The 25,234-nt window shown below is 37.9% G+C and carries 19 protein-coding genes; 5 read left to right on the top strand and 14 right to left on the bottom strand.

Annotated features, from left to right (window positions below; genetic code table 11):
* Positions 1-204 precede the first annotated feature (204 nt).
* The 6 genes from IEV85_RS06685 to hemF all read right to left on the bottom strand — a co-directional run bounded on the left by IEV85_RS06685 (position 205) and on the right by hemF (position 4,333).
* The gene (locus IEV85_RS06685; protein WP_188461497.1) at positions 205-1,155 is read right to left on the bottom strand and encodes an alpha/beta hydrolase; all 951 of its coding nucleotides are present in this window, start codon (positions 1,153-1,155) and stop codon (positions 205-207) included.
* A 144-nt stretch (positions 1,156-1,299) separates the two neighbouring features.
* A complete protein-coding gene (locus IEV85_RS06680) occupies positions 1,300-1,689 on the bottom strand; it encodes a RidA family protein (RefSeq protein WP_188461495.1) in 390 nt (129 codons plus the stop codon).
* A 448-nt stretch (positions 1,690-2,137) separates the two neighbouring features.
* Positions 2,138-2,701 (bottom strand): Crp/Fnr family transcriptional regulator, encoded by a 564-nt coding sequence (locus IEV85_RS06675; RefSeq protein ID WP_188461493.1) that lies wholly within the window; start codon positions 2,699-2,701, stop codon positions 2,138-2,140.
* Between the two features lie 92 nt (positions 2,702-2,793).
* Entirely contained in the window at positions 2,794-3,165 is a 372-nt protein-coding gene (locus tag IEV85_RS06670; RefSeq protein WP_188461491.1) for a type II toxin-antitoxin system death-on-curing family toxin, read from the bottom strand.
* Positions 3,162-3,350: a hypothetical protein gene (locus IEV85_RS06665; RefSeq protein ID WP_188461489.1), complete on the bottom strand. Its 189-nt coding sequence runs from the start codon at positions 3,348-3,350 to the stop codon at positions 3,162-3,164. The genes IEV85_RS06670 and IEV85_RS06665 overlap by 4 nt, the downstream gene beginning before the upstream one ends.
* Before the next feature lie 68 nt (positions 3,351-3,418).
* Positions 3,419-4,333: an oxygen-dependent coproporphyrinogen oxidase gene (gene hemF, locus IEV85_RS06660; RefSeq protein WP_188461487.1), complete on the bottom strand. Its 915-nt coding sequence runs from the start codon at positions 4,331-4,333 to the stop codon at positions 3,419-3,421.
* A gap of 106 nt (positions 4,334-4,439) precedes the next feature.
* Between hemF and IEV85_RS06655 the strand changes: the two genes are divergently transcribed.
* The 3 genes from IEV85_RS06655 (at position 4,440) to IEV85_RS06645 (ending at position 9,264) form a co-directional block, all read left to right on the top strand.
* Positions 4,440-6,527, top strand: a complete 2,088-nt coding sequence (locus IEV85_RS06655; protein WP_188461485.1) for an alpha-ketoacid dehydrogenase subunit alpha/beta — start codon at positions 4,440-4,442, stop codon at positions 6,525-6,527.
* A 128-nt stretch (positions 6,528-6,655) separates the two neighbouring features.
* Positions 6,656-6,991 carry a gamma-glutamylcyclotransferase family protein gene (locus tag IEV85_RS06650; RefSeq protein ID WP_188461483.1) on the top strand — a complete coding sequence of 112 codons (336 nt, stop codon included), beginning with the start codon at positions 6,656-6,658 and terminating at the stop codon, positions 6,989-6,991.
* A 248-nt stretch (positions 6,992-7,239) separates the two neighbouring features.
* Positions 7,240-9,264, top strand: a complete 2,025-nt coding sequence (locus IEV85_RS06645) for a tetratricopeptide repeat-containing sensor histidine kinase (protein ID WP_188461481.1) — start codon at positions 7,240-7,242, stop codon at positions 9,262-9,264.
* A gap of 1,368 nt (positions 9,265-10,632) precedes the next feature.
* On the opposite strand, the gene IEV85_RS25045 is transcribed toward IEV85_RS06645, so the two are convergent.
* Entirely contained in the window at positions 10,633-10,758 is a 126-nt protein-coding gene (locus tag IEV85_RS25045) for a hypothetical protein (protein WP_262892136.1), read from the bottom strand.
* 938 nt (positions 10,759-11,696) lie between these two features.
* Here IEV85_RS25045 and IEV85_RS06640 point away from each other — a divergent pair.
* Complete coding sequence (locus tag IEV85_RS06640; RefSeq protein WP_188461479.1) at positions 11,697-11,861, top strand: hypothetical protein; 165 nt, start codon at positions 11,697-11,699, stop codon at positions 11,859-11,861.
* A gap of 280 nt (positions 11,862-12,141) precedes the next feature.
* Here IEV85_RS06640 and IEV85_RS06635 read toward each other — a convergent pair whose 3' ends face one another.
* Together IEV85_RS06635 and IEV85_RS06630 are read right to left on the bottom strand one after the other, a co-directional pair.
* Positions 12,142-13,851 (bottom strand): M3 family oligoendopeptidase, encoded by a 1,710-nt coding sequence (locus IEV85_RS06635; RefSeq protein WP_188461477.1) that lies wholly within the window; start codon positions 13,849-13,851, stop codon positions 12,142-12,144.
* A 69-nt stretch (positions 13,852-13,920) separates the two neighbouring features.
* The gene (locus IEV85_RS06630) at positions 13,921-15,033 is read right to left on the bottom strand and encodes a ferredoxin--NADP reductase (protein ID WP_188461475.1); all 1,113 of its coding nucleotides are present in this window, start codon (positions 15,031-15,033) and stop codon (positions 13,921-13,923) included.
* Positions 15,034-15,274: 241 nt separating this feature from the next.
* Here IEV85_RS06630 and pgi point away from each other — a divergent pair, with 241 nt between their 5' ends.
* Positions 15,275-16,924, top strand: a complete 1,650-nt coding sequence (pgi, locus tag IEV85_RS06625; RefSeq protein WP_188461473.1) for a glucose-6-phosphate isomerase — start codon at positions 15,275-15,277, stop codon at positions 16,922-16,924.
* A gap of 64 nt (positions 16,925-16,988) precedes the next feature.
* On the opposite strand, the gene IEV85_RS06620 is transcribed toward pgi, so the two are convergent.
* The 5 genes from IEV85_RS06620 to IEV85_RS06600 form a co-directional block, all read right to left on the bottom strand.
* Positions 16,989-18,050, bottom strand: a complete 1,062-nt coding sequence (locus IEV85_RS06620; RefSeq protein ID WP_188461471.1) for a hypothetical protein — start codon at positions 18,048-18,050, stop codon at positions 16,989-16,991.
* Between the two features lie 241 nt (positions 18,051-18,291).
* Entirely contained in the window at positions 18,292-19,596 is a 1,305-nt protein-coding gene (gene hemL, locus IEV85_RS06615; RefSeq protein WP_188461469.1) for a glutamate-1-semialdehyde 2,1-aminomutase, read from the bottom strand.
* A gap of 43 nt (positions 19,597-19,639) precedes the next feature.
* A complete protein-coding gene (locus IEV85_RS06610) occupies positions 19,640-21,412 on the bottom strand; it encodes an ABC transporter substrate-binding protein (RefSeq protein ID WP_188461467.1) in 1,773 nt (590 codons plus the stop codon).
* Positions 21,413-21,480: 68 nt separating this feature from the next.
* On the bottom strand, positions 21,481-23,010 hold the full coding sequence (gene guaA / locus IEV85_RS06605) for a glutamine-hydrolyzing GMP synthase (protein WP_188461464.1): 1,530 nt from the start codon (positions 23,008-23,010) through the stop codon (positions 21,481-21,483).
* A 155-nt stretch (positions 23,011-23,165) separates the two neighbouring features.
* On the bottom strand, positions 23,166-25,208 hold the full coding sequence (locus IEV85_RS06600) for a tetratricopeptide repeat protein (protein WP_188461462.1): 2,043 nt from the start codon (positions 25,206-25,208) through the stop codon (positions 23,166-23,168).
* Positions 25,209-25,234 lie beyond the last annotated feature (26 nt).

Here is a 25,234-nt window from a genome sequence, read left to right as displayed (position 1 = left end):
TTTACATATGAATTTCCATCGGTTGTGAAATCAAACTACTGAACATAAGTGATTCTTACATCAAATCCTACCTATTCATCGAATAACACATGAAAACACCTATAAGTGGGTAGTGATATTAACAAGAACACAAATTTAAAAAAGCAAAATCAGGCCAAGAGTTTACTAATTACCCTGCACCACATTTTCCAGCTCAGTAATTGCTTACTTCTGCGGCTTGGCCATTAGAAATTTATTAACCTCCAGCCAATACATAAAGGCATCAAACCAACGATTACTGGTTCGGTCAGGATTGCCAAGGCCAAAACCGTGACCGCCATTTTGGTAAAGGTGAAACTCAACTGGTATGCCTGCTTTAAACCAGGACTCCACCACACCAAACTGCCCGTGGAACAGAAAGTCATCCGTAGCAATAACATTGAACATGGGAGGAGCATCTTCCGGTACCTCCACTGGCCCCATACCGCCATATATTGGACCTATAAAGGCTAAATGCATGGTTTTTGAATTGAGGGTTGAATGCATGGTTAGGCCGGCACCTGCCGAAAAACCAATCATTCCTAACCGGGTGGTATCCACCCCCCACTCTTTAGCGCGTTTTATAATCATGGCATAGGCCGCCTCAGCATCTTCAAGCTGGTCAGACAAATCCCTTTGCGGTAAAGAGGGCGCTTTTTTATCTTTTGAAGTGTCAGAAGACGCATCTGGTGTTGGCATGGGACGGCTCATCCAGGCTTTGAAGTCTTCAAGTGATTCCGGGGTTGGATGGAGACGGTACTTAAGCACAAATGCAGCTATTCCCTGCTTTGCAAGTGCCTCTGCCACTTCCCAACCTTCATTGCCCAATGAAAGCCACCTGAAACCTCCACCGGGAGCCACGATTACTGCCGCCCCATTTGCTTTTCCAGGTTCAGGCAAAAATGGAGTAAGTGTTGCCTCAGAGATATTTCGTGCCATAGGATCGCCCCACTGCTTAAACCAGGTTTCAGGAGCAGGCTGATCCTCAACGCCTCCTGTGCCTAGTGGAATAGCTTTCGGCTCTGAAGGGGCTTCCAATGGATAAATTGTACCGTCTTGCGCCATGGATGAGGCAGCAAAACCAATTAAAGTGATCAATAAGAAAGTTCTGGTTAATTTTATAAAGGTATGAAGCATAAGTAAGGTGATTGTTTGGTGAAGTATAAATATAATTATTATTCACATCATTTTAAAAATTTCACTCTTTATTCCCCAATAGTATTAGTGGCTTTTAAAATGGAAAACCCCGCAGCTAGAGCCAGCACAGGGCTTTCCATTTCATTATTTTACTACTGTCGCTTCCAGCTCCACTTTTAAAGTTTCAAAAAGCGACTTTACTTCCATAACTGTGCTGGCCTGCTGCATACCATGTTTTGTTACCCAGTCCTGAAAAAGTTTAAAATGCGGCCACAATTCTTCCGAAGAAGTAGTATAGATATTGAGTCGCACTATGTTTCTACATTCAAAACCGGCTTCTGTAATTACCTGTTCCAGATTTTGGATAGCTTCCTCCAATTGTGTTGCCATATCTGCATTGCTCGATATTCCTTCTGCATTAATGGCCGTCTGACCTGATACGTACAGTGTAGCTTCCGCATTTTTCACTTCTACGGCTTGCGCATAACTTCGTGCATCCTGCCATTTCCAGGGGTTTACTATTCTTTTTTCCATATTGATTAAGTTTTAAACTTGCCTGACAGGCAAGCATGTGATAAAAAATTTAACAGGACAAAGTTTGCAGAATGGTGCTTGTGAAGTGTGTGATGAATGTCACAATTTGGGATGTGAGTGCCAGGTAAAAACCTTCGTATCACATGATAATTAGTGAGTTCATTATAAATAGTAGTGTATTAGAAAATCAAATAATACTTGCTCCAAAAGATCGACCTGCTTTTGCCGATCAACAAGTTAGTCTGGAATTATCGATATCAATAATTTGAACTCATCCCGAGTCGCCAGCTGGCGAATCACCCTTCTCTTCAAAAAAAGAGAAGGGAATATTGTATTCAAACTTATTAGAGTGAATGTCTCTTCTCTTATCAATTTCTTTAAAAATAGACTCTGTCTATTCGAACACTGATGAATTGCTAATTTTCTTTTCCAGAATAAACTCAAACTACTAAGAAATCAGCCTACTTAATGTTTCGCGGGAGACGCCTAAATAGGAAGCAATAAGTGTTTTGGGTACCCGCTGCAGTAAAGCAGGATGACGATGCAGAAGATGTTCGTATCTCTCGGAAGCATTTAAAGTAAGGAATGAAATGATGCGTTGCTGAGAACCAATATGGCCGCGATTGGCCTTCTCAAGAAAGAAATGTTCCATTTTCTGGAGCCCTGCACATAAATTCTGATAATCTTCCAGTGTAATGCAATAAACTTCGGTGTCTTCCACGCATTGTAAGGAGAGAGTCGCGTTGTTTTTTGAGTAAAAAGCCAAAAAATCGCTTTCCCACCAGTCTTCCATAGCAAAGGAAACGATATGTTCTTTACCTGAACTATCATTATAAAGCAGCTTTAGAAGTCCTGAAACTACAAAATAAACATGCTTTACGCTTTTCCCTTCTTGAATAAGTAAATCCCGCTTTTTAGCTTTCCGGTGAGTAAAATGAGAATGTACAAACTCAAATTCCTCATCTGTAAGAGATACTATTTCTTCAATATGTTGTCTGAGTTTGCTCTGCATTGTGAGAAAATTTTATGAGGCTTAGTAATAAGTAAGAGTAGAAATAGAATAGAGTTTTGAGATCAGGACGAATAAAAGTATTTTTAAAAATACTATATTGAATATTTGAGAAGCCACTCCTTTATTTGCTCAAAATCAATTTCTCCAGTAGATATTGAAATTACTAATTTATATTTCTGATCTTGGGATGCTTGTATATCCTGATCTTCACTCATCAGAAGCAATCTTGCAAGAACATAGCCAGTTCTCTTATTTCCATCTATAAAAGGATGGTTTTTAACAATGCTTTCGAGGATTGAGGCAGCCTTATCTATAATGCCTGGATACAATTCTTTTCCATCAAAAGTTTGGTAAGGTCGTTTTAAAGCAGAATCCAACATGCCTCTATCTCTAATACCATCTGACCCACCAAAACGTTCAATAAGAATAGAATGGATTTTGAGAACTTCCTCTTCCAGAATCATTTTGCGAGCTTTTCAAGGAGCTCTTTATCCTCTGTTAAGATTTTTCTTAAATTCTGGGAAAGGGAAACTGTTTTTTCTGATTTTCCTTGAACTGACTTTAAGTAATCGAAAACCTCTTGTAAAACCTGCTCAGATGTGGTCTCCAATAATTGATTAATTGCTGTTTTTACTTCTTCTCTGCTCATAAATCAAATATACGAATTTAGTATAAGAAGTTATTCAATCAGCTAACTATGAAAGGACTAAAAGCGTTTCACTCTCCCAACCAATCCACATCTTTCTTCAACAAAGCAGCGGTTTCCTTTTCAAAATCCTCCTCCAGTTGGTAGTCATAATCCCAGCGTGCTACAGGCGGCATACTCATTAAAATAGATTCAGTTCTACCTCCTGTTTGTAGTCCAAACTTTGTACCTCTGTCCCACACCAGATTAAATTCCACATAGCGGCCTCTTCTCAAGTTTTGCCATTGAGTGTGTTTCTCCTCAAAAGGTTGATCCTTATTAATATGCATTAAATGTGTGTAAGTTGGTGCAAAAACCACCCCTACTCCTTTTACAAACTCAAAAATATCCTCCTTACTTTTGGAGACATCTTCCTTTAACCTGTCGAAAAAGATGCCACCCACTCCACGGGTTTCATTTCTGTGCGGGAGAAAGAAATAATCATCTGCCCATTTTTTAAACTTAGGGTAATAATCCTGATCATGCACATCACAAACTTTTTTCAGTTGCTTGTGAAAGTATGCTGCCTGTGTTTTATCAACAATATGAGGAGTAAGGTCAATGCCTCCTCCAAACCAGTACACTCCATTGCTTAGCTCAAAATAACGTACATTCATGTGGATGATGGGCACCATCGGACTTTTCGGATGCATTACAATGGATACACCTGAGGCAAAGAACCTCAATTGCTCATCACTCTCTTTTTTAACCTCCAAAGTTGTTAATAATGCTTCCGGTGCATCGCCCTCCACAGCAGAAAAATTAACACCTGCTTTCTCTAACACCTTTCCATTCAGCAAAATACGCGATTCCCCACCGCCCCCATTGGCATGTTCCCATTGATCAGTCCTGAATTCACCTTTTCCATCCTCTTTTTCTACTGCTTCGCATATATCTGATTGCAGTGACTGAAACCAGTCACTAATTATTTCTTTAGTAAGTGCCATTAATCCAACTATATTTTGTGCTCATCAAATTTGTAAATAATTCGCTTATCCTTAGGCCAAAATTAACTAATTTTGAGTGGAAACGAAGGTAGAAAATAAAAGAAGAATGAGTACGAAAACCAGTAATAAAAGTCAGGAGAAAATAGCAGAAGAGGTTTTATTAAAGGCATATCGTTTGATGCACACGGCCAAAAGAATGGCTGAAATTTATGATGAAAACAAAACCATAGCTTCAAAATATGTACACAGTACTTCCAGAGGCCATGAAGCTATTCAGCTAGCTACTGCTATGCAATTAAAACCTATAGATTTTGCTTCTCCGTACTATAGAGATGAGTCTTTCTTACTGGGGCTCGGCCTTGAGCCTTACGAACTCATGCTTCAGCTGATGGCTAAAAAGGATGACCCTTTCTCTGGCGGACGTACTTATTACAATCACCCTTCACTCAAAAGAGAAGGCTTTCCTGTCATCCCTCATCAAAGTTCTGCCACGGGAATGCAGGCTATTCCTGCTACCGGCATGGCTCACGGCCTCAAATTTAAAGAGGCTCATGGTTTGGGCACTGATGGAGAAAAACCCGTAGTAATTTGCTCTCTGGGAGATGGATCGGTTACAGAAGGTGAAGTGTCAGAAGCTTTCCAAATGGCTGTTCTCAAAGAGTTACCTATTATTTACCTTATCCAGGATAATGATTGGGGTATTTCTGCAACAGGAAAAGAAATGCGCGCCATGGATGCCTACGATTTTGCCGCTGGCTTTAAAGGTTTAAAAAGAATTAGGGCCAATGGAACCGACTTTGTAGATTCTTACCACAAAATGGAGCAGGCTATAGCACATGTTAGAAACAGAAAAGGACCTGTTTTACTGCATGCTAATTGCCCGCTTTTAGGACATCACACTTCAGGGGTGAGAAAGGAATGGTACCGGACAGATGATGACTTGGAGCTTCACACCATAGGCGACCCTATTCCTAAATTCCATCAATATTTACTTGACCTTCACATTGATGAAGCTGAACTACTAAAACTGCAGGACGAAGCTATTTCCATTGCCAATGAAGCCTATGAGCAGGCATTGCAGGCAGAGGATCCTGATCCTGCTGATGTAGAAAAACATGAATTTGTACCCACTCCGGTAACAGAAGAAAAAGGCGTAAGAAAACCTGAAGGCGCAGAAAAAGTGGTGATGGTTGATGCTGCTTTACATGCTGTAGATGATATTATGCAGGAGTATCCTGAAGCGTTGTTTTATGGACAGGATGTGGGTGGCACCTTAGGTGGTGTCTTCCGGGAAGCTGCTAACCTAGCCAAAAAGTATGGCGATGGAAGAGTTTTTAATACGCCAATTCAGGAAGCTTATATTGTAGGAAGCACAGCAGGCATGTCTGCAGTAGGTGCTAAGCCTATAGTAGAAATCCAGTTTGCCGATTATATTTGGCCTGGCATGAATCAGCTGGTGGAAGAGCTTTCAAAATCCTGCTATTTATCAAACGGACAATTTCCTATTCAATCATTAATTCGTGTACCCATTGGTGCCTATGGAGGCGGAGGGCCTTATCACTCAGGAAGTATAGAATCCACTTTATTAACCATCAGAGGGATAAAAGTGGTGTACCCATCTAATGCTGCTGATATGAAAGGATTGATGAAAGCTGCTTTTCTGGATCCTAACCCTGTAGTTTTTCTGGAACACAAAGGTTTGTATTGGTCTAAAGTGCCGGGAACAGATGAAGCCAAAACCTGGGAACCTGATGCTGACTATATTGTGCCTTTAGGTAAAGCCAGAATCGCTCAGGAAGCTGAAGAAGAGAAAATTGAATCCGGGGAATCGATGGTTATCGTAACTTATGGTATGGGAGTTTATTGGGCTAAAGAAGCTTCTAAACAATATGCCGGACAAGTGGAAATCATAGATTTACGCACATTGAATCCGTTAGACTGGGAAACTGTAAAAGAGCGTGTGGAAGCGCATGGAAAAGCATTAATTTTAACAGAAGAACCACTGCTTAATTCTTTTGCTGAATCCTTGGAAGGAAGATTGAATCAACATTGCTTTCAAAAGCTGGATGCACCTGTAACTGCGTATGGTGCACTTAATTTACCAGCCATTGGCTTAAATGTGTTATGGGAAAAAGCAATGCTCCCTAATGCTGAAAAAGTAAGTGCAGAAATTGAGAAGCTTTTGAATTATTAACCTGAGTCAGATTAATAAGAATGACATTTTAGCAAAGGCAGGGCTGACTAACTTACGATGACGCACCTTGATAGTTATTAACTTAATTTTAACCATCTCAAAAACTGAAATAAAATAAGAATTAATAAATGAATCACCTGTTATTCTCCTACGGAACATTGCAACTAAAAAAAGTACAGATGGAATCATTTGGGAGGTTACTGGAAGGTTTGCCCGATCAAATTAAAGCATACAGACTTGAGGATTTACCCATACAAGATGAAATGGTGCTTTTAAGGAGTGGGCTGGCTTCACATCCTATTGCAGTACCTTCTTTAAATGATGAGGATTTCATTTCAGGAACAGTCTTTGAAATTACTGATGAAGAATTAGCACAATCTGATGCTTATGAAGTAAGTGATTATAAAAGAGTAGAAGTACTATTGGCATCAGGCAAAAAAGCCTGGATATATGTTAAAAAATAAGTAACTGCATTATATATTTATAATAGTTTCCAAAATACCAGCTCATTCGCTTCTCATATTGATGTGAATTTTAAATTTATCGAAGAACATATACATTATATTTGATAGCATGATTAACAAAAAAAGCGCTTATCTATAATCTTTCATCTTACCTAAACAGACTTATACCTTCTTATTTATATCACTGCTCGATTACTCCCCATGCAAAGCTTAATTTTTGTTATATTAAATCATTTAAATAGAGGTAGATGGAGAAGTTGACTATTTGTTTTTTCATATTTTTAGCAAGTTTCAGTATAGGATATTGTGAGAACAGTAAAGTAGACAAACTTCATGAGTTACTTTCACATTCTGAAGGAGAAGAAAGAGTACGAATACTTCATGAGTTAATTTTAGAGCTTTGGCTTACAAATCCGGTTAAAGCGGAGGAATATGCTTTTAATTCAATTGAACTATCTAAAAAACTCAACAACAAAGAGTTGCAATCTATTTCCCTCAGGCTTCTCGGGGGTGTGTATACTTATAAGGGAAATTATGATTTAAGTTTATCATATACCATGAATTCGCTGGAACTGGCCTACCAAACTGCTGACACAGTCATCATTTCCAGTGCATTAAATAATTTAGGATTCATTCATTATAATTTGGGCAACTATTCTGAAGCTTTTGATAATTGCTACAGGGCACTAAAGCTAAAAAGAAAAATAAAGCCGGATTACTCTCTCAGTTATGTACTCAATAATGTAGGCCTTATTCACCTAAAATTTAAAGAATTTAACACTGCTGAAAATTATTTCACGGAAGCCTTAGAGTTATCCAGAGCGATCAATGATATGAATACTTTAGCTTATTCATTAAGCAATGTGGGGCATACTTATCTGGCACAGGATAAATTTACTGAAGCCGAGAACTACTTTAAACAATCAGCAGAAATTGCAAAAAAGTACAATTACAAAAAGTGGCAGGCAATGGCTTACAGCGGCTTAGGAAAAACTTACTTTCATACTGAGTCAGCAGCGATCTCCAAAGCGCAGTTTATGCAGGCCCTTCATTTAAGGGAAGAAATCAAAGACCTTAAAGGTATCTCTGAAATTTATTACTACCTAAGTAAAATGAATTCTATCTCTTCAGAGCTGGATTCAGCATTTTATTATCTTAATATTAGCCACGATATTGCTTCTCAAATTCAAGCAAAAGATAGGTTGCTGGAAAACTATGACCTTTACAAAAAAATATACTTTCAAAAGAAACAATTTGACAGCGCATTCTTTTTTCAAAACCTATACGTGAATTTAAGGGAAGCACAATTTGAAGAAAACTCAAGAAGAAGTATAAATGGCATTGAATTAGAGGTCCGTCAGGAAGAAACAATAAATGAGTTGGCTATAAAAGAATTGCAATTACAGCAAAAATCCCTACAGGCTAATTTTATAGCACTTATAGCTGCATTAGTACTTATTTTTGCCCTAATTATTTTTACCTATTACCTCAAGCAAAAGAAGTTAGGAAAAGATTTAGCAAGAAAGAATCAAAAAATCAATCTTCAGAAATATGAGATAGTGCTTCAAAACAATAAATTAAACGCTATAAATGCAGAGAAAAATAACATCATAAGCGTTGTAGCACATGATCTGAAAAATCCGCTTAATAATATTATTGCACTAACGGATGTGATTAAACTTACTCATGAGCGAGACAATAGTAAAACACAGGAGTATTTAGGAATGATTAAAGACTCTTCATATCGCCTCATAAATATGGTTACAAAAATATTGAATACTGAAGAAATTGAAGCTCAGGGAACTAAGTTAAACCTGGAAAAAGTAAATCTTGCAAGGGTAATTGAATCAACAATTGATAGATTCAAATTAGAAGCCAGCAATAAGAAAATCCACATCCATTCTTCCATTAACGAACAAGCCATTATTGAAGCAGATCATAGTTATGTGGAGCAGATAATGGAAAACCTGCTTTCAAATGCTATCAAATTTTCTCCAATCGATAAAAGTATCTTTATTAAACTCTCTGTTCAGGGCTCTAAGGCTGTATGTATGATAAAGGATCAGGGACAAGGCTTAAGCGAGAGCGATATCAGTAAATTATTCGTAAGATATCAGAAACTAAGTGCTACACCAACCGGCAATGAAACCTCCACCGGTTTGGGACTTTCAATTGTGAAAAAGTATATAGATGCCATGAATGGGAAAATATGGGTTGAAAGCGCAAAAGGGAAAGGGGCAAGTTTCTTCGTCAGCTTTGAAATTGCTAATTAGTAGCCTTTGCTGAAACCTAAGTTCGATTAATAAAATGGCGCCCCTGCCTCGCCCAATCGGAAACGCGCTGACAAATACCCGGAAAGACCCAGGCCTTTTGCTTACTAGCCAGGAGCTAAAAGCGATCTCAACCAACAGGCACTATGTATTTTTCACCACAAAAGCCGGCAATTATCGTCATCCCCGAAATTTTTGGAGAGCAACGGAAAAAATTATCAGGGATCTTTTCAATGAAATGAAATTTCATTACTGGGATTTTATAGAGTAATAGAAAAGATTGCCGCGCTGCGCTCGCAATAACCAGTTGATTGGAATTTTATTTCTATCAGGATTTATTTTCGAAAGAGGGTGGCAGGTACTATCATCACTCAATATCTGGTCATTCCGAGTTCTATATGCACAACTTGTTGAGCATTTGAATGAAGGAATCTGCGTGCTATGAAATGCTATTGAGAGTTGGCTGTCTACTAATAGAAAAGATTGCTTCGTACCTCGCAATGATTTAAACCTCTTAAGGTTGCTTCAGTCGTACCTCCTTCGCAATGACGAACCTTAAGAGAATTGCAGGGTCGGGTTTATTGTTTTTGCTCTAGATACGATTGCTTCGTTTCTGGCAATGACTGTTTTATTGCGGTTTTATAGCAAAGGCAATCCTATAAAAAAGAAGTTATTTCAACATGCTGTTGAAATGGACAGATTCCCTTCTGCAAGGGAATGACGTGCTAATTGTAATTTGAGTAAAAAAACTATCTTATTGCACAAATGAACAGAAAAACCAAGGTCTGTGGCTCACAGACCTTCCCCTTTTTGCTGGACTGTAAGCCTCAGACCAGTGGGAAAAAACGATCTCAATCAACAGGCACTATGATGTATTTGTCAGCACAAAAGGCAGCAATTATCGTCATCCCAGAAATTTTTGGAGAGCAACGGAAAAAATTATCAGGGATCTTTTCAATGAAATGAAATTTCATTACCGGGATTTTATAGAGTAATAGAAAAGATTGCTTCGTTTCTGGCAGTGACTATTTAATTGCAGGAGATAACTGAGTTCGATTAATAAAAATAGCGTCCCTTCCTCGCCCAATCGGAAACCTCTGACAGACTTTGAAACAAAATAAGAATTTAACTCAGGTTTATAGCACTGCCAATCCTATAAAAAAGACACTATTTCAACATGCTGTTGAAATGGACAGATTCCCACCTCCCGAGAATGATCGGGACAAGTTGCGAGGGAATGACGTTCTAATTGTAATTTGAGTAAAAAAACTATCTTATTACACAAATAAACAGAAAAACCAAGATCTGTGGCTCACAGACCTTCCCCTTTTTGCTGGACTGTAAGCCGCAGACCAGTGGGAAAAAACGATCTCAATCAACAGGCACTATGATGTATTTGTCAGCACCACAAAAGCCGGCAATTATCGTCATCCCCGAAATTTTTGGAGAGCAACGGAAAAAATTATCAGGGATCTTTTCAATGAAATGAAATTTCATTACTGGGATTTTATAGAGTAATAGAAAAGATTGCCGCGCTGCGCTCGCAATAACCAGTTGATTGGAATTTTATTTCTATCAGGATTTATTTTCGAAAGAGGGTGGCAGGTACTATCATCACTCAATATCTGGTCATTCCGAGTTCTATATGCACAACTTGTTGAGCATTTGAATGAAGGAATCTGCGTGCTATGAAATGCTATTGAGAGTTGGCTGTCTACTAATAGAAAAGATTGCTTCGTACCTCGCAATGATTTAAACCTCTTAAGGTTGCTTCAGTCGTACCTCCTTCGCAATGACGAACCTTAAGAGAATTGCAGGGTCGGGTTTATTGTTTTTGCTCTAGATACGATTGCTTCGTTTCTGGCAATGACTGTTTTATTGCGGTTTTATAGCAAAGGCAATCCTATAAAAAAGAAGTTATTTCAACATGCTGTTGAAATGGACAGATTCCCTTCTGCAAGGGAATGACGTGCTAATTGTAATTTGAGTAAAAAAACTATCTTATTGCACAAATGAACAGAAAAACCAAGGTCTGTGGCTCACAGACCTTCCCCTTTTTGCTGGACTGTAAGCCTCAGACCAGTGGGAAAAAACGATCTCAATCAACAGGCACTATGATGTATTTGTCAGCACAAAAGGCAGCAATTATCGTCATCCCAGAAATTTTTGGAGAGCAACGGAAAAAATTATCAGGGATCTTTTCAATGAAATGAAATTTCATTACCGGGATTTTATAGAGTAATAGAAAAGATTGCTTCGTTTCTGGCAGTGACTATTTAATTGCAGGAGATAACTGAGTTCGATTAATAAAAATAGCGTCCCTTCCTCGCCCAACCGGAAAGCTCTGACGGACTTTGAAATAAATTAAGAATTTAACTCAGGTTTATAGCACTGCCAACCCTATAAAAAAGAAGTTATTTCAACATGCTGTTGAAATGGACAGATTCCCACCTCCCGATAATGATCGGGACAAGTTGCGTGGGAATGACGGTGCTAATGGTAATTTGAGTAAAAAAACTATCTTATGGCACAGAGCACCTGGAACAAAAAGATTGCCGCGCTGCGCTCGCAATAACCATTTGATTTTAGGTGACACTTAATTACCAAGATTGCTTCGTACCTCACAATAACCAGCTGATTGGCATTTTTCTTTCCATCAAGATTTAGAACCAAGGTCTGTGGCTCACAGACCTTCCTCTTTTTGCTGGACTGTAAGCCGCAGACCAGTGAAAAAAGAAGACCTAAATAAGCAAACACTAAATGTATATAAGTCAACTAATTAGAGGACAATTATTCGCAAAAAAAATCCTGATCAATTTACATCGATCAGGATTTTAATTATTTCATGACTAGTTAGATTAGTCACAGAAAACACCTGATTTAGATTTTTTCAAGCTCCTCCTTCACAAAGTTCATCAGAGTTTTAATATTTGATGTACTAAAATCAAATTTGATATCTGCTGCTTCATATATTTCAGGAATGCTGTGGGTATAACCTAGTTTTAAAGCATTCATGTACGACTGCAAGCCCTTTGCCGGATCATTCTTAAAATTTCTCCACACTGCTATGGCACCCAATTGTGCCATTCCATATTCTATATAATAAAAAGGTACTTCATATAAATGCAGTTGCTTCTGCCACAACTTACTTTTATTTACTTCCAGGCCAGACCAATCTGTTATACTATCAGAGAAATCATCAAAAATCTTGTTCCATTCTTCCGTTCTTTGCTCGGTGGAATGATCAGGGTTTTCGTATATCCAATGCTGAAACTTATCAATGGTAGCTACCCATGGCAGCGTTTCTATAATTTGCTCCAGGTGTTCCTTCTTCGCTCTCTTAAGGTCATCTTCATTTTTAAAAAACACATCCCAATGATCCATAGTAATTAATTCCATACTCATGGAGGCTAATTCAGCTACTTCTGAAGGAGTGTTCTTAAAATCAGTTAACTCCAGCTCATTCATCAGGAAAGAATGCACTGCATGACCACCCTCATGCAAGAGCGTTACCATGTCCCGCAATGTGGAAGTAGCATTCATAAAAATGAAAGGAACGCCTGTTTCTGATAAAGGATAATTATATCCTCCCGGAGACTTCCCTTTTCTCGATTCGAGATCCAAGTGCCCCATTTCTTCCATTTTCTTCAAGCAATCTCCCAGAAAAGGGTCCAATTTAGAGAAAACCTCAATGGTTTTTTGTGTCAGATCTTTAGCGCCCTCAAAAGGGGTTAAAGCTTCTTTTCCTGAAATGTCAACTGCTTTATCCCAAGGCCTTAAAGTGTCCAACTTCAATTTGTCTTTTCTTTCTTTAGCAATATCATCCAAAAGAGGTACTACTTCCGATTTAACGGACTGATGAAAATCAAAGCAATCCTGAGGCTCATAATCAAACCTGCCCATAGCTGTAAACATATAATCACGGAAGTTGCTGAAACCTGCATTCTTCGCAACCTTTGTTCGCAGCTCAATCAGCTGATTAAATAAATCATCTAATTTCTCTTTATCCTCCAGCCTTCTGTCAGCAATCTTATGATATATTTGTTCTCTTAGCTTTCTATCGGTTGATTGAAGCTTTACAGCAGCCTGCTGCAAAGTCAACTCCTGACCATCGTGTTCCACTGACATGGCTCCGGAAATAGAACCGAATTTTTGGGAAAGACTTTGAATTTCTGTGTCAATCGGGATATTTTCTTCTCTAAAAATCTTGACATCTTTCTCCATTCCCCGAATCATGATATCGAACCCTTTCTGCTTTTTCAAGTTTTCCAGCTGTGGAGATGCCAAAGCTTTCTTATTTAACTGATCTGATAGAGGAGCGATATGCGGTTGAATTTCTCTAACAAAATATTCAAAAGCCTCTGATAATTGCTGATCTGTGGTATCGCATGTCATTTTTATATAGCGCCAGGCCATATCTTCAGAAACCACTGCCTCTAACTCACTCATTTGATGAAACCATTGCTTTAATGCTTCTTCTGAAGAAATATCAGCTGCAAGCAATTTTTCAAAATAAGGTTTCAGACCTTCCCAGTCTTTCACTTTAAAATCTTTGGGAAGAAAAGTTCTTTCTTTTATTACTAATTCCATTCTAATTATTTTTTTCACAAAAAAAGAGGTGCACGACCTCTTTCTTATTACTCTATTAAATGCTAAAAGTTATCCTATCTTAATTTTCACATCAGCTGATGTTGGATGACCTACACAATTTAAGATATAACCCTCTTCCTTTTCAGCATCTGAAAGACCCTCGTCTTCATCCATGTGTACACTGCCGGAAAGTAGTTTACCTCTGCAGGCCGTACATAGTCCACTCTGGCAGGAGAATGGCAAATCTATATCAAGATCAAGAGCTGTTTCAAGAATAGTTTTATCTTTAGGTACTTCAAATTTAAATTCTTCTCCATCAAAAAGAACTGTTACTTCGTAATCACCTTCCGCTCCGGATGTGGCAGATTTTTTCTCAGCTTTATCAATAGTTCCCTGTACAAAGCTCTCTTTAAATACGTGAGATTTATCTATCCCAAAGGTATCGAGGTATGTTTCCACATTTTTCATCATACCTTCAGGTCCGCACATTAAATATTGTGTGCTTTCAATTCCCCAATCCGGTACTCTGTCTAAAATTTTCTTCAGCATTTCTTCATTCAGAAGACCTGATTCACCAGTCCAATTTAAAGGAGCGTCATCCAAAATATGGATTACATGCATTCTTCCTTCATATTTGTCTTCCAGTTCATCAAAAGTTTTTTTGAAAATGATAGATTCCACATTCCTGTTTGCATAAATAAGGGAAATGATACTATCAGGCTCAGCATGTAAGATTGATTTTGAAATTCCCATCATAGGAGTGATCCCACTTCCTCCGGCAAACATAATCAAGTGTCGTTTCTTTTCTGTGCTTACCTCAGTGGTGAAATTACCCATAGGTTCAAGCACTTTTAAGGTATCTCCTGCTTTAAGGTTATCATTCAGATGGTTGGACATCCGACCATTTTCAACTCTTTTTACTGTTACTGCCGGATATTCATCTACCAAAGGTGAGGTACACAAAGAGTAAGCTCTTCTTACACTTTCTCCTTGAATATCAGTAATTAATGTTAAAAACTGGCCTGCAGTATATTTAAATTCCCATTCAGGCTGTTCAAAAACAATTACAATTGCGTCTTTTGCTTCGTTAATTACTTCACGAACAGTCAATTGTTTGTATCTGTCGTTTTTTTTCTCAGATGTTGTTGATTTATCTTTCTTTTTGAAAAAATTAAATGCCATAATATTAATTCTGATGTAAGATTAGTAACTCTTTAAAATTTGAAAAGTTCTCACAAAAATAAGAAGGATTAGCGAATATTGCTCACCTTCTGCCAATTTGCTTTCTTCAGATCACCATTAACTACTGATTGCTTCATCTAATTGTACCACAATGCACAACTTTCTTTTATAAAACCTATCTTTTGTGTTACTACCTTTTAACTTTGTAGTATACAATAAGCAAATAAGATCACTTTTAAAAATGAAAAATATCAACCCTACTTCTACAGCTGCATGGAAAAAGCTGCAAGTACATTATCAGTCTGTAAAAGACCAGCACATTAAGGACTATTTTACTAAAGACAGCAACCGGTTTGAGCATTTTAGTTTAAAAGCCAACGATATCCTCATTGATTACTCCAAAAACAAACTGACTGAAGAAACTTTAAAGCTACTGCTTGAATTGGCGGAAGAATTTAAGCTTCCTGAGCAAATCAAAAGTATGTTTTCAGGGGAGAAAATTAATGAGACTGAAAGTAGGGCCGTGCTTCATACTGCATTAAGAAATTTTTCAGACCAGCCGGTTTATGAAAGTGGTGAAGATATTATGCCTCAAATTAAGGAGGTGCTGAAGCAAATGAAAAATTTCTGTGAAAAGGTCCATAACGGAGATTGGAAAGGCTATTCAGGCAAGAAAATCACAGATATTGTTAATATAGGTATTGGAGGCTCCGACCTTGGTCCGGTAATGGTAACTGAAGCGCTAAAGCCCTATCAAAAAGAAGGTATCAAAGTCCACTTCGTTTCCAACATTGATGCCTCGCACATCGCTGAAGTCTTTAAAAAGATAAACCCGGAAAGCACTTTATTTTTAATTGCTTCAAAAACTTTTACCACTCAGGAAACAATGACCAATGCACATACCGCCAGAAATTGGTTTCTTGAAAATGGCGGAAATGAAAAAGACATTGCTAAGCATTTTGCTGCACTAAGTACTAATCAAAAAGCTGTTGAGGACTTTGGCATAGACCCGGCAAATATGTTTGTTTTCTGGGATTGGGTAGGTGGACGTTATTCATTATGGTCGGCTATTGGCTTGTCAATAGCTCTATCCATAGGCTACGATAATTTCGAGGAATTATTAAAAGGAGCGCATGAAATGGATCAGCATTTTCTTAACCAGCCCTTAGCTGAAAATGCCCCTGTTCTACTGGCTTTAATCGGTATTTGGTATAATAACTTTTTTGAGGCTGAAACTGAAGCTATTTTACCTTACGATCAATATCTGCACAGATTTGCAGCATACTTCCAGCAGGGAAATATGGAAAGTAATGGAAAATCAGTTGACAGAGGTGGTGAGAAAGTACACTACCAAACCGGTCCAATTGTATGGGGAGAGCCAGGTACGAATGGACAACATGCATTTTATCAGTTAATTCATCAGGGAACAAAATTAATTCCTTGCGATTTTATTGCTCCGGCTAATTCACATCATCCAATAGGTGACCACCATGAGAAACTTTTGGCTAACTTTTTTGCTCAGACTGAAGCTTTAATGAACGGGAAAACGGAAACAGAAGCCAGAAAAGAGTTACAGGAAAAGGGAATGAATGAGGATGAAATAGCTAAACTGGTTCCATTTAAGGTGTTTGCCGGTAATAACCCTACCAATTCTATTCTATTGGAGAAAATAACCCCTAAAAGCCTGGGGAACTTAATTGCCTTGTATGAGCATAAAATTTATGTACAGGGAGTTATCTGGAATATCTTCAGTTTCGACCAATGGGGTGTGGAACTCGGAAAGCAGCTTGCGGGCTTAATTTTACCGGAACTTAAGCATAATAACCCGGTAATTGGCCACGACAGCTCTACCAACGGGTTAATTAATGAGTACAAGAAAATGAGAAAGTAAAAAGTTAGACATAAAAAAAGCCCGGTGAAAATCGGGCTTTTTGCTTATCAATAATTTTGATGATTTATCTTCCGAAAGCTTCCACTTTATAATCAAGCTTAGTTCCATAAAGAGGGAATATAATTTTAATCATTCCATAAAAACCTCTTTTTTCCAAGCCTGGTCTTACTCCTAATTCAGCACCATATCCCCAGCCCAGCGTTCTGTTAAAATGGCCTTCAATACCTAACCTTCCACCAAACATAAATGTGTTAATCTGGCTTCCGTCATACTTGTAAAACACACTGGATGCATCAGGAGTAGGATTATAGAAAAAATCCTCTACCGTAACTACAGGAAAAATGAACAAATCCAGAAATGTAGTCAGCACGTGGTCATCTACTAATTCCTCATACGTTTTATCCGGCTTAGCAGCAAAGTTCTTCATCCAGGTTAATCCACCACCTACACTTACACCGTAGCCCAATACATTACCAAAAATTGCATCTTCCGTCTCCCCGGATATAGTATTTGAAATTTCAGCCCCTCCTTCTGTAGTAGCAGTACCTGTAACTTCAACACCCTGAGCAGCAATCGCACGGCTTAATTCTGAGGTTGTTTCATAATATACGCCACCTAATCTTGCAAATAGAATTTCTCTTCTTTTATTGGGGATTTCGGCTACCTGAGGCACTTTGGCAGCCCATTGTGCACCCTTATAATTTTTCGAATAAAGTGCAATCTTACTTTTAGATTCCTGCTCTTTGTCCCATATGTGGTAAGAAGCACTTGCTTCTATGTAAAGAAAACTTCTGGCACGTCCATCAAAATTATCACTTTTATTAGCTGCATTTCTGGCAAAGTCGCTACCGGAAAAGTAAGGTACTCTTGCGCTGGCTTTAAAGTGCATGAAGTCATTCTGGTAATAAGTAGCATCAAGCCCAAAACCTGACGTAATATTAGTAACATGAATATCACCGTATAATGGTGTAATCCCAATAAATAGCTTATTAATATCATAAGGATCGTTATACAGCTCTTCAAAGGTAACTGTTTTATTGGCTTCGCTCCTTCTGAACTGTGCTTCAGCAGCATAACCGGAAATCCCTAATATGATAGTTAAGAGTAAAAATTTAGCAAATCTCACGTTTTTATTCAAGTTATTTTTTACAAAAGTAAATATAGTAATAAAATACATTCGCACTAAAAGTAGTAAGTAAATGCAGAAAAAAACATTTAAACACGTATAATTTGTCCTGAATGTACTGAAATTGGCTATTTCACTCTTTTATTTGGCCTAAAATTACTTAAAGAAAGAAGCGAAATTCCATTTAAAAATTAAAAAAGTATTATTTCTCTCTACTTTACAATAAGCAAATAAGGTTCTGTCAGTCAGTCTGGCTTAAAAGATTATTTAAAACTTTTTTGTGTGCTGCAATTATGTCTTCTAAATCTGTAGTGCTTAATGCCGTAGATAAAAACCATGATTCGAACTGTGCAGGTGGTAGGTAAATACCTTCCTGTAGCATTCCTTGGAAGTATTTTCCAAACATCGCTGTATCTGAGCTCTTAGCTGATTCAAAATCCGTAACAGGCTGTTCTGTAAAAAACACACTAATCATTGAACCTAATTGATTGATGGTATAGTTTTTACCTATCGCTGAATTTGCAAGAGCCAGCTGCTCGGCCAGGTACTTGCCGGAGCTTTCTATTTGCGTGTAAACTTCAGGGTGCTCATTGAGGTAGGTAAGGATAGCGAGTCCGGCAGACATTGCAATAGGATTTCCTGAAAGCGTTCCAGCCTGATAAACAGGCCCTTGAGGGGAAACATAGTCCATAATTTCTTTCTTCCCGCCATAAGCGCCAACAGGCATGCCTCCGCCAATAATTTTACCAAGCGTGGTTAAATCCGGCTTTACACCAAATATACCTTGCGCACCGGCTTTAGATAAACGGAAACCCGTCATTACTTCATCAAAAATCAGAACAATACCTTCCTTATCACAAATATCCCGAAGACCTTGTAGATAATTACTTTCTGGTAACACACACCCCATATTACCTGCTACAGGCTCCACAATGAGTGCTGCAACCTCTCCTTTATTTTTTTCAACTAAATCCTTAAGGGCCTTCAGATCGTTAAATGGTGCCGTAAGTGTGTCTTTCGCAGTCCCTTTAGTAACACCAGGTGAATTTGGAGTACCCATAGTGGCTGCTCCGCTTCCTGCAGCTATCAAAAAGCTATCGCCATGGCCATGATAACAACCCTCAAACTTAATTATTTTATCTCTTCCGGTATAGCCTCTGGCTACTCGAATGGCCGACATGGTGGCTTCTGTGCCTGAGTTTACCATCCTAACCTTTTCTATTGAAGGAACCATTGAACAGATTAATTCTGCCATCTCTACTTCCTTTGCTGTGGGTGCTCCAAAAGAAAGTGAGCTCTTTAAAGCCTCGGCAACGGCTGCTTCAATTAGCTCGTTCCCATGTCCCAAAATCATAGGACCCCAGGAATTAATTAATTCTATGTATCTGTTGTTATCTTCATCATACATGTAGGCTCCCTTAGCACTTTTTACAAATATGGGGTTTCCTCCCACTGCCTTAAAGGCCCTTACCGGTGAATTAACACCTCCCGGAATTACATGTTGTGCTTTCTCGAATAAGTCTTTGCTTCTCGTTAAATCTTTCATATTAGCTTTAGCTTGAAATTTTTAATCAGTCCTCTCAACAGGATTAATTCAGATTGAGCATCTTCAGGTCTAATTTTTCCAACTTTAATATAGGCACCAGCTGATTATCATTAGAATTAGTATAGTCAAAACCATAAAATAGTTCACCCTTCACTAAACCGGAAGTATATAAACCATGTTGAAAATAGTTACCATATTTAATCAATTGTTTACCGAAAATCATCATTGCTTCATAGCCGTCATAGCTAAACTGAGTAGGCAATACATTATATTTTTCGATATATTCAGATTTAAAATTGGCTACTACCTCCGAACTGAAATCAAAATAATTCTGCCCTACCATTAGGACGCCCATTCTTTCTAATTGTTCAAAAGAAATTTGATCAATATCCAACCAATCTTCAAAACCTATCACTGTTAGTCCATCTCTCCTGGTATCAACAGCACTCAACACATTGGAAATAAGAATGTTATTATCTAATGATGCTACCATAATATGGCCAAGACTGTCCTTATTCAGGTATAAAGAATCTTCCGGGCTAACCCGCACTTTTACTGAACGACTTGTTCTCATTGATCCGTTTCTGCTACCCGTAAAAACAGTGGTCAATTTTTTCAATACTTCTGTGGACTCCTCCGCTGTTTCCACTCTTTCCATCCATGAGATTTTGAATGATTCAGCCTCAAGGTATTTTCTGTAAGCATGTGCATAAATGGAATCCTGAGAAGAACTTCCATATAGAATAGTGGCTCTTTTTCTCGGAAAGTTTTCTATAACATACTCAGCTGCTTTTTTAGCTCTTGTTTCAGGTGTGGATTTAAGTAGAAAGGAGTATGGGTTGGTCCCTATTACTGTTGAGTTGGTGGAGAGAGGATTAATCATATTAATCCTGTTTTTGAAAGTATAATCCTTCATCAAACTTACCGGATCAGGATACAAAGGCCCTATTACCAGGTCCATTTGTAGCAACTCTCCCCTAGCCAGGATTTTTGCAGTTGTGGCACTATCTCTTTTGGTATCGTAAGTAAAGAGATTTATTTTCTTTCCATTGCTATTTAGCTTTTCCGTTGCCAACTGAATGCCTTGATACAGGTCTAAAATAAACTGATTGGCTTTGCTACCTTTGCTTGTACTTAAGCTTGAAGCCATAAAAGGAAGCATTACCGCTACATTGTAGGTATTTTTCTTTTGAGAGACATTTTTATCAAAGAAATCGTACTTCGACTTATTTAAGCCAAAGGACTCTATCAAAAATTCCAGTAATTCATTTGGCCTGTCGATCAAGGGCTTTTCACTGATTACATCAGCCAAATGTTGAGCAAGCATTTTATCGTAAGGGTTTAATTCAAGTGCCTTTTGAAGAACAGGAATACTATCATAACTCACAAGATGTTTTTTCTCTACTGCTTTTGCCAGTTCTTTTAAATCTTTCTTCTGAATAGCATTTAGTACCTCAAGACCTTTTATTAATTGGCCCTGATCAAGCAGCATATGACCATACCAAATATTCAACTCATCAATTTTATCCCATTGAGGATGTGTAATTCTTATTTGCCGATACTGCTCGAGGGCTTTTTCTTCGTCATTGGTTTGGTAAGCTGAAATGCCATAAAAATAAGCCGCGTAGAGATAAAAAGGGTTTTCCTCATTAGAATTAACAATATGACCAAATTTGTTCTTTGCCATCTGATAATTTTCCTGACGAAAATAATTTTTACCAGCTAAATATTCTGACTGATAATTAATTTGTGCTATGCCCTGAAAAGCAGTAAATAAGCTAATTATTAATAACTTATACTTAGTTGATATTACCATTGATCGTTTATTAAGTATCAAAATTACAAAATGGAGAGCTAAACATTTAGCTCTCCATCAGTATTGTGTTATTCCCACTCTATTGTTGCAGGTGGCTTGGAGCTTATATCGTAAACCACCCTGTTCACCCCTTTTACTTTATTAATAATTTCGTTAGATACGTCACTTAAAAATTCATATGGCAAATGCACCCAATCGGCAGTCATTCCGTCCACACTAGCTACTGCTCTTAATGCAACAACACTTTCATACGTTCTCTCATCTCCCATTACCCCTACTGATTGCACAGGAAGCAGAATAGCCCCAGCCTGCCAAACCTCATCATACAAACCTGTGGTTTTTAAATGGTTGATAAATATATAATCTACTTCCTGAAGTACTCTTACTTTTTCAGCAGTTACATCACCTAAAATTCTGATGGCAAGTCCGGGACCTGGAAAAGGATGTCTTCCAAGTATTTTCTGATCTATTGCCAGCGCCTTACCCACTAAACGTACACCATCTTTAAATAGTGTTTTCAGAGGTTCAACCACTTTCAGATTCATTTTAGCAGGTAAACCACCTACATTGTGGTGCGATTTAATAGTAGCTGAAGGCCCTTTTACAGAAACAGACTCTATAATATCAGGGTATATTGTTCCCTGAGCCAGCCATTTTACATTCTGAATAGTTTTGGCCTCCTGGTCGAAAACTTCAATAAAAGTTTTTCCTATTGCCTTTCTTTTCTCCTCCGGATCCGATAAACCTTCTAAAGCTTTATAAAATTGATCTTTTGCATCAACCCCTTTTACATTGAGGCCCATATTTTTATAAGACGCCAGTACTTCCTCGAATTCATTTTTTCGTAGTAATCCGTTATCTACAAAAATACAATACAGGTTTGTGCCAATAGCATGATGAATTAACATGGCAGCCACAGAAGAATCTACACCACCGGAAAGCCCCAGCACTACTTTATCGTTCCCTAGTTGCTGCTTTAGCTCTTCTACTGAGGCATCAACAAATACATCCGGAGTCCAGTCCTGCGCACAATGACAAATAGAAACCACAAAGTTTTCCAGTATTTGTTTGCCCTGGATACTGTGTGTCACTTCCGGATGAAATTGAATCCCAAAAGTTGGCTCATCTTCAATTTGAAAAGCAGCTACCTCCACGGAAGGCGTGCCTGCTATAATTTTAAAGTTGTCCGGAAGCGTTTTTATAGTATCCCCATGTGACATCCACACCTGTGTGCCTAATGTTAAATTCTTCATTAGCGGATTGGACGACTCAAAAGAGTTGAGCTTAGCTCTTCCATACTCTCTTATTTCTGAAGGAAGCACATGGCCTCCATTTTTAAAAGCAAGATACTGAGCGCCATAGCACACACCTAATACAGGTACTTTACCGCGGTACTTACTTAAATCAATCTGCGGACATTCTGCATCTCTTACAGAACACGGGCTACCGGAAAGGATAATGCCTTTAATATCCGGAGTAAGATCGGGGGCATCATAAAACGGTTGAATTTCGCAATAAACATTCAGTTCTCTTACTCGCCTGGCGATTAATTGTGTATACTGAGAACCGAAATCAAGGATTAAAATTTGCTCTGCCATGGTGCAAAAATAACAGGATGAATCTGTTAAGCATAAACTTTTTTTAGCAACCTTTTTAAATACTGATAATCAACATGTTATAAAACGAACATTAAGCTAAAAAACTAACAAAACTAATTAAAGTGCAAAATTACACAAATAAAATAACAATAAAATCAATCATATAACCTGAACCCCATCACCAGGATATCATCAATTTGCTCTGTGTTTTGCATCCATTGTTCCATGGTTTCTCTGATAATTACTTCCTGTGTTTCCACTTTCTTCTCATAGATACCTAACAATAAATCCCGGAACCTATTCTTCATAAACTTTACATCTTTACTGCTGCCAAACTGATCAACATAACCATCGGTAAAAAGATAGAACATGGTGTCGGAAGTAATATCTATTCTTTTAGTATCGAAGGTTCGCGTCTGTTTCTCTTCTTCAAAGCCTATCGTAGTTCTGTTGCCCTTTAATTCAAATAGCTTTCCATTCTGAATGTAAAGTAGTGAATGATTGGCTCCTGCAAATTCTACGATATTCTTCCTCCTGTCCCACACGCAAACAGAAATATCCATCCCATCCCTGTTATCATTTTCTTCCTGCCTTAAGAGATGAATAATATTGTTCTTCAGGTTCTTCAAAATCTCCTCAGGCTCTGTAATGTGCTTTACATTAATTACATGGTTTAAAGTATCGTGCCCAATAAAACTCATAAAAGCGCCAGGAATGCCATGTCCTGTGCAATCAGCCACAGCAATAACTACTTTATCCTTCAACTCCTTAAACCAATAGAAATCTCCACTAACAATATCTTTGGGTTTGTAAAAGATAAAATGCTCAGGAATTGATTTAGCTATTCGCTCAGAAAATGGCAAAAGTGCATTCTGAATCCTTTTTGCATAATTAATACTATCTGTGATATTCTTGTTCTTCTCTTCAATGAGCTTATTTTTATTAATGACTTCCCGATTAATAAATTTTAGCCCTTCAGATTGCGCTTCAATTTCTTCCCTTTGCATTAATATCTCTTCGTTTTGCTTACGCAGTAAAGTATTTGCTCTCTGTTTGCTCTGTTTACTTCTGAAAGTAATTAATGCAAAAATGGCAATCAGCAACAATGCTCCTAAAACTGATATATTTATAATTCTCTGTTCCTCTATCTTCTTTACCTGCAACTGTTGCTCAACACGCAATAATTCGTTTTCCTGTTCTTTACGGGATGACTCGTTAAGGATTCTAAGATTAGTAATATTTTTCTGCTTTTCAACATCCATTAAACTATCCTTAAGTACCACAAATGAATCTTTATACTGATACGCTTGAAAATAATTACCTTCTTTAATAGAAATATCTGCCAGAATATTAAATGAAGCTATCTTTAGCCTAAGCGTGCTTATTTGGTTTGAAAGTTCCAAAGCTGCCATTGCATAATCTTTAGCCCGATCAATCTTATCTAATTTAATATGGATTTTGGCCAAAAGATGTAAATACTCGACAGCCCCTAAATGATCCTGTGCTTCATTAAATAGCGCTAAAGCTTCCTCACATAAACGAAGTGCTGCCTCATAATTTCCTTCCCTGAATTTAATTTTAGCTAAAACCCCATTTGCATAAGCCATACCATCAATATCGCCTACTAATTTAAAAGTGGTCAAAGCATTTTTTTCAATATCAGAAGCTTTCTCATTTTGCCCCATTGCCTGGTAAACCTCACCGATATTTAGTTGATAAGTAGCATAGCTTCCAGGGGCAATAGCGGAATCCACCAGGGCTTTGGCTTTCTCATAATATTTAAGGGCATTTTTGTAATCTTTCTGCTCAAAATAAAAAATACCTAAAGTATTGGAGGTGTTGGCCACTCCTTTTCTCTTCCCGGTAAGTTCATACATTTGAAGTGCCTCATGCAATAGCGAAGTGGCTTTTGTATAATTACCCAAAACAATATAAGTAGAGCCTAAAATATGTAGAGATTCAGCCTGTTTTTGGTGGTTACCATTTTTAACCGCTATTGCCAGAGCATTTGAGGCATATTCCACAGCCTTATCTGACTGAAGAATACGAAAGGCTATAGCTACATCTAAATATATTTCTATTTTTGTACTGTCTGGTACACTATCAACTTTAGCTAATAGTTCATCAGTTGAAACTTCCTGACCCGAAACTTTGAAGGTAAGAAAAAAAAGAACACCGGTAAGGAATAATAAGCGCATTTAATTAAATAAAGCTTTAACTTAAA

This window comes from Marivirga lumbricoides (assembly GCF_014636295.1).
Taxonomy (GTDB): Bacteria; Bacteroidota; Bacteroidia; order Cytophagales; family Cyclobacteriaceae; genus Marivirga; species Marivirga lumbricoides.
Note: the sequence above shows the minus strand (reverse complement) of the source record. Positions and strands in the feature narration are given on the sequence as shown.

Bases quoted from the DNA above. Each gene is read 5' to 3' on its own strand.
- IEV85_RS06610 (WP_188461467.1), bottom strand. From the start codon at position 21,412: ATGGTAATATCAACTAAGTATAAGTTATTAATAATTAGCTTATTTACT.
- pgi (WP_188461473.1), top strand. From the start codon at position 15,275: ATGAAAAATATCAACCCTACTTCTACAGCTGCATGGAAAAAGCTGCAA.
- IEV85_RS06640 (WP_188461479.1), top strand. From the start codon at position 11,697: ATGGACAGATTCCCACCTCCCGATAATGATCGGGACAAGTTGCGTGGG.
- IEV85_RS06600 (WP_188461462.1), bottom strand. From the start codon at position 25,208: ATGCGCTTATTATTCCTTACCGGTGTTCTTTTTTTTCTTACCTTCAAA.
- IEV85_RS06680 (WP_188461495.1), bottom strand. From the start codon at position 1,689: ATGGAAAAAAGAATAGTAAACCCCTGGAAATGGCAGGATGCACGAAGT.
- IEV85_RS06650 (WP_188461483.1), top strand. From the start codon at position 6,656: ATGAATCACCTGTTATTCTCCTACGGAACATTGCAACTAAAAAAAGTA.
- hemF (WP_188461487.1), bottom strand. From the start codon at position 4,333: ATGGCACTTACTAAAGAAATAATTAGTGACTGGTTTCAGTCACTGCAA.
- IEV85_RS06665 (WP_188461489.1), bottom strand. From the start codon at position 3,350: ATGAGCAGAGAAGAAGTAAAAACAGCAATTAATCAATTATTGGAGACC.
- IEV85_RS06645 (WP_188461481.1), top strand. From the start codon at position 7,240: ATGGAGAAGTTGACTATTTGTTTTTTCATATTTTTAGCAAGTTTCAGT.
- IEV85_RS06675 (WP_188461493.1), bottom strand. From the start codon at position 2,701: ATGCAGAGCAAACTCAGACAACATATTGAAGAAATAGTATCTCTTACA.
- IEV85_RS06630 (WP_188461475.1), bottom strand. From the start codon at position 15,033: ATGGCATTTAATTTTTTCAAAAAGAAAGATAAATCAACAACATCTGAG.
- IEV85_RS06670 (WP_188461491.1), bottom strand. From the start codon at position 3,165: ATGATTCTGGAAGAGGAAGTTCTCAAAATCCATTCTATTCTTATTGAA.
- IEV85_RS06685 (WP_188461497.1), bottom strand. From the start codon at position 1,155: ATGCTTCATACCTTTATAAAATTAACCAGAACTTTCTTATTGATCACT.
- hemL (WP_188461469.1), bottom strand. From the start codon at position 19,596: ATGAAAGATTTAACGAGAAGCAAAGACTTATTCGAGAAAGCACAACAT.
- IEV85_RS06635 (WP_188461477.1), bottom strand. From the start codon at position 13,851: ATGGAATTAGTAATAAAAGAAAGAACTTTTCTTCCCAAAGATTTTAAA.
- guaA (WP_188461464.1), bottom strand. From the start codon at position 23,010: ATGGCAGAGCAAATTTTAATCCTTGATTTCGGTTCTCAGTATACACAA.
- IEV85_RS06655 (WP_188461485.1), top strand. From the start codon at position 4,440: ATGAGTACGAAAACCAGTAATAAAAGTCAGGAGAAAATAGCAGAAGAG.
- IEV85_RS25045 (WP_262892136.1), bottom strand. From the start codon at position 10,758: ATGAAATTTCATTTCATTGAAAAGATCCCTGATAATTTTTTCCGTTGC.